Raw genomic sequence first — 4,743 nt, forward strand, 5'->3', positions numbered from 1 at the left:
GGCAATGTTGAAGTAAAAATAAGGGCGACCGCAGAGCGGATCGAATACCGGGTGGATGATGCGGTTGATAGGATATCAGAGCTGGTAGTGAAGATGCGCTCTATGTTGCAGCCTGGAGGACCAGATGCAGAAAACGCCGGATAAAATCACAGTTATCGTACCGGCATATAATGAGGAAAAGCATATCGGCGGCGTCTTAGATATCTTGCAGCAAGTCAGCCTGATCGACGAGATACTGGTTGTTAGCGACGGCTCAAGCGACAGGACATCCGAAGTCGCGGGGTCTTACAACGTCCGCGTAATCGATTGCGAAACAAACGGCGGCAAAGGCGCGGCCATGAAAACCGGCATCGAGGCCACGGATGCCGATATTATCGCATTCATCGATGCCGATCTGATCGGGATAACGCCTGAGCATATAACGGATCTTATCCAACCCCTCTTAAACGACCCCGAACTCATGATGACGGTAGGAAAATTTACGGGCGGACGGCTTCGGACTGATCTCGCCCAAACAATAGTCCCGTTTATATCCGGGCAACGTGCACTGCGAAGAGAAGTTCTCACAGGGTTAGCCGATCTCGAATCTACCGGTTTTGGTGTCGAGATAGCTATTACGCAACACGCTAAACAAAACAACCTCAAGGTTGAAGAAGTACCGTTTCCCGATGCGACCCAGGTTATGAAGGAGGAAAAGCTCGGCGCCGTTGGTGGGTTTAAGGCGCGAATGAAGATGTACAGCGATATCATCAAGCAACTTGTAACCAGAAAGGCAAGCCGGACAAAGACCCCTTAGCCGGAAGCTATCCCGGCTAAAGCTCTCGAACGTATATCGCGTTATGGGGGCACTCCATCGTGCACTTGGCGCATCCATAGCACAGCTGGATATCCACAGACGCGGGCTCGTCTTCATCTATCTTAAACAGCGCTTTTGTAGGGCAGGCTTTGCGTGCCGTGCACTTACTGCAAATCTGACATTTGCTATAATCAACACCCGCTTTTTTCATGCAATAAAAACTCCTTGTAAAAAACTTTTGGAAGCCAGGAGCCAGAAGAAGGCTTGATTTTGACCTAGTTTCCAACTAATTCTAACTTTTGCGTGTAAACAACCTCATACCATTCAAGATTACCAACAGCGATATGCCGGTATCTGCAAAGACCGCCATCCACAACGTCGCGGCACCGATCACGGCCAGAAAGATAAACGCGAGCTTCACCATAATCGAAGCGGCTACGTTTTGCTTTATAATCCGCAGCGCGCGCCTGCTTAAATTAATTGTATACGGCACATTATGGAGCCTATCGGCCATCAGCGCGATATCCGCGGTCTCAAGCGCGATATCCGATCCGATTGCGCCCATGGCGATACCGACGTCGGCACGCGAGAGAGCCGGCGCATCATTTACGCCATCCCCGATCATCACGACACGGCCGTATTTGTCGGAGAGCGACTCGATGGCTTTAACCTTGTCCTCCGGCAACAGTTCCGAACGGTAGTCGTCTATACCGACCTGAGAGGCGATCTCCTTCGCGGTATCTGCGTTGTCGCCGGTGAGCATTACAATATTTGTGATACCGATGCTTCTAAGCTGCTTTACGGTTTGCCTTGCATCTTCGCGCAGCCTATCCGCAACGGCGACGATCCCTAAAAGCTTCTCACCGGTTCCAAGTATAAATACGGTTTTACCTTCACGCTGCAAGGCGAATATCAGGGGATCGACTTCCGGGTCGATCATATTTATCCCTTCGGAAATTTCTTCGAAAAGCCTTGGATTGCCAATATAGTAGGTAATGCCGCCGAAGTCGGCTTTTAAGCCGCGCCCGGGGAGCGACTCGAAGTTATAGGGCTCTCTGAAACCAAGACCCTGTTCGCCGGCATACCTGATGATGGCTTCTGCCAGAGGGTGACCCGACCTTGATTCCATTGCCGCGCTAAGTTTTACGATCTCGTCCTCTTTATAACCGTTTAACGGCACCACGTCGGTAACCGAAAGCCGGCCTGTGGTAAGTGTTCCCGTCTTATCGAATACGATTGCAGATGCCTGGCCCACGGCCTCAAGGTATGCGCCGCCTTTAACGAGTACACCACTTCTTGACGCCGCGCCGATCGCGGCCGCAATTGATACCGGCGTAGAGATAACCAACGCACACGGGCACGCGATTACAAGCAACACGAGCGCTCTATAAAACCAGGTAATAAACGGCTGCCCGGCAAGCGGAGGGATAATTGCTATGGTGAGAGCGATTCCGATGACAATCGGCGTGTAGTAGACGGAAAACTTATCGATAAATCGCTGTGAAGGCGCCTTCTTGGCCTGGGCGTCTTCGACCAAGTGGATAATGTGGGCTATTTTCGTATCGCCTGATAGTTTCGTGCACTTTATTTCCAGGTAGCCTTCCAAGTTGAGCGTACCGGCAAAGACCTGGTCGTCCGTCTCTTTGACGACAGGCAGCGACTCCCCGGTAATTGCGGATTGATTTATAGACGAGCGGCCCGAGGCGACTTCACCGTCTACCGGTATGCCCTCGCCGGGCTTGACTACCACGATATCCCCGATGCGCACATCCTCAACAGGGACGACCGTTGTACCTCCCGCGGTTTTAATCGTAGCCTCGCTCGGCGCAAGTTCAAGCAGCCGATGAATTGCGTGCCTGGTCTTATCCATCGTATATGCCTCAAGCATCGTCCCCAGCGCAAACAAAAACATAACCGTTGCAGCCTCGGCCCATTGCCCGAGCCCCATCGCCCCTATAACCGCAACCGTCATAAGGACGTTCATATCGAACACCCGCGACCTCAGCGAAGAGATCGAACCCTTGGCGGGCCTGTACCCGGCAATAACGGCGGTTGCGGTAAATAATGCAATTGTAACGATACTTTGCCCAAGCAACAATTGAAGAAGACCCGCGATTACAAGTGGCACAGCGGCAATCAGCACCGTTAACGCCCTCTTGTCGGAAAGCCAGAATGATCTCTTAGGCGTTTCGGCAAGCTTGGCGCCCTCAAGCACTGCGGTATACCCACTGGCCTCAATCATCCTTATGACCTCTGAGTCGGGAACAACCTCTTCATGGTGGCTTACAGTAAGCTTTCCGGTCTCAAAGACCAGCTCGGCCGAGTCGACGCCGTCGAGGCCCGCGATTTTTCTCTGCAATTTCGCCGAGCAATCCGGGCAATCAAGCCCACCGATGCGAAACATCGACGTTCTTATGTCCTCAGTAGTGCCGACCCCGTATCCGAAGTCTTTAATGAGCGAGAAGACCGTCTCCTTCGAACTCACCTGGGGGTCATATTTAATACGCAGATTCGATGCAGTAAAGTTAACTTCAGCGTCTTTGACACCGGGTAGCTTCTGAACGGCTTTCTGCACCTTAAGGGCGCAGTCCGGGCAATCAAGGCCCGATATGGCTACGGTTTCTTCTGTTGCACGCTCCCCGCTAACGCCCCTAGTCGCCACAACACATCACCTTAACCTCTCGCCGAGGGGGAGGGCAATGGGGTCATGCAGCTCTTCCCGGACGTGGGAAATACCCTCAGTCAGCAGTTTTATAATATGTTCGTCGTCAAGCGAGTAGTACACCATTTTAGCGGCCTTACGGCGCTTAACAACGCGATGGTCTTTTAGCTTTCGCAGTTGATGCGAGATAGCAGATTGGCTCATCCCGACCACCTCGGCAATTTCACACACGCACAACTCGCTGCGAAGCAGCGCAAACACTATCTTTACCCTGGTAGGGTCCGATAGCACCTTAAATGTATCCGAAAGTCGCTCGATCGCGACATCCGGTATTAGATGCTGCAGATGCTCTTTTACATCAGCGACTTTAGACATGTCGAACCGGGTCTCCCCGCAAATATCGTCAATAGACATCCGGTAATCTCCATACATATGAATATGTGATCATATGTTTAATTATATCGGATTATTTCTCGGGGTCAATGAATAATTAAAAGAGCGGGGGAAGGGCCTGGGGGAGATTGGTGAATGGGTGAATAGAATGTGGGGTGGGCGAAAATATTTGTCATCGCTTTACTTTTTGTTTACATTAAGAAAAGGGTTTTTTTTGCATAAAATGCTATTGCTCAAATAATCCCCATAGGTGATCGGGTGGAAACAATAAACTTAAAAGACAAAGTAGCACGATGGGTCAGGCGAGAGGTTCAATTTCGCCACAAAATTTCCGATAATAAGGGGATAGGAGAGTACCAGCATTTGGGTAGATAGTGTCGGATAAGCTTAATACAAATTATTGAATTGGAGTTTTTACCTTGAATGATTGCGTAGTCGCTTTTCCAAAGATAAAGAAACATCCGTACAAGATCATTGCGTTTGATTGGGACGGAACGGCTGTCGAGAACCGTAACGCCGATGCCCGGGCCATTACCGAGGTACTCGAACAGCTTATGAAATACGGGGTATATATCGTGGTTATCACCGGCACAAACTTTGACAACGTCAACCGGCAGTTCGCCTCGCTGGTGAACGGTCCCCACAAGAAAAACCTTTTTATCTGCACAAATAGGGGCTCCGAAGTGTACGGCTTTGATGAGAATTCAGAGCCGGTCGTGCTTTTTAAGAGGGTTGCGACCGAAGAGGAGAACACGCTTCTCGACCGCGCAGCCGAAGCCGTAAAGGAGCATATTGAAAGCAGATCAAACGTTACCATAGATATCGTCTATAATCGCATGAACCGCCGTAAAATCGATCTTATCCCAGAGTGGGAGAACCCCCTGAAATCGCA

Annotated in this window: 5 protein-coding genes; 2 read left to right on the forward strand and 3 right to left on the reverse strand. The window is 50.7% G+C overall.

Annotation, left to right across the window (positions count from 1 at the left end; genetic code table 11):
- Nucleotides 1-124 precede the first annotated feature (124 nt).
- Nucleotides 125-796: a glycosyltransferase family 2 protein gene (locus tag COY37_RS00205; RefSeq protein WP_286678870.1), complete on the forward strand. Its 672-nt coding sequence runs from the start codon at nt 125-127 to the stop codon at nt 794-796.
- Nucleotides 797-812: 16 nt separating this feature from the next.
- On the opposite strand, the gene COY37_RS00210 is transcribed toward COY37_RS00205, so the two are convergent.
- The 3 genes from COY37_RS00210 to COY37_RS00220 form a co-directional block, all read right to left on the reverse strand.
- Nucleotides 813-1,007 (reverse strand): 4Fe-4S dicluster domain-containing protein, encoded by a 195-nt coding sequence (locus COY37_RS00210; RefSeq protein WP_286678869.1) that lies wholly within the window; start codon nt 1,005-1,007, stop codon nt 813-815.
- Between the two features lie 81 nt (nt 1,008-1,088).
- Nucleotides 1,089-3,458, reverse strand: coding sequence for a heavy metal translocating P-type ATPase (locus COY37_RS00215; protein WP_286678868.1), 2,370 nt, complete (start codon nt 3,456-3,458; stop codon nt 1,089-1,091).
- 6 nt (nt 3,459-3,464) lie between these two features.
- Nucleotides 3,465-3,872 carry an ArsR/SmtB family transcription factor gene (locus tag COY37_RS00220; RefSeq protein ID WP_286678867.1) on the reverse strand — a complete coding sequence of 136 codons (408 nt, stop codon included), beginning with the start codon at nt 3,870-3,872 and terminating at the stop codon, nt 3,465-3,467.
- Between the two features lie 398 nt (nt 3,873-4,270).
- Here COY37_RS00220 and COY37_RS00225 point away from each other — a divergent pair.
- Nucleotides 4,271-4,743 (forward strand): HAD family hydrolase (locus COY37_RS00225; protein WP_286975435.1); only part of this gene is annotated, 473 nt, incomplete at its 3' end.

The sequence above is a fragment of the Candidatus Aquicultor secundus genome (assembly GCF_002791875.1).
GTDB classification, from domain to species: domain Bacteria; phylum Actinomycetota; class Aquicultoria; order Aquicultorales; family Aquicultoraceae; genus Aquicultor_A; species Aquicultor_A secundus.